At 61.6% G+C, this 336-nt stretch carries 1 protein-coding gene; it reads left to right on the forward strand.

Going from position 1 to position 336, the window contains the following annotated elements:
* On the forward strand, positions 1-336 hold a 336-nt coding region (locus HMPREF2608_RS08285; RefSeq protein ID WP_141761484.1), incomplete at both ends, for an FAD-binding protein.

A 336-nucleotide genomic window follows, 5' to 3' on the forward strand; every position in this document is an offset into this window, starting at 1 on the left:
CGCTGCCTGAGTCGTTCCGCATCGTCATTTTGTGCAAAAACCGGCTGGACGACACCGCCAGCCGTCATGCGCAAGGCGGGATTGCGGTGGCGTGGTCGGGAGAGGACGATATCGAAAAACACGTCGTCGATACTTTGGAAGCGGGCGCAGGTTTGTGCGACGAAGCCGCCGTCCGTACCATCTTATCGCAGGGCAAACCGGCAATCGAATGGCTGCTGGCGCAGGGCGTGGCGTTCGATCGGAATCATAACGACCTGCACCTGACGCGCGAAGGCGGGCATACCTGCCGCCGAATCGCCCATGTCGCCGACTACACGGGCGAAGCCGTCATGCAGA

Source organism: Neisseria sp. HMSC064D07 (assembly GCF_001837185.1).
GTDB classification, from domain to species: domain Bacteria; phylum Pseudomonadota; class Gammaproteobacteria; order Burkholderiales; family Neisseriaceae; genus Neisseria; species Neisseria flavescens_C.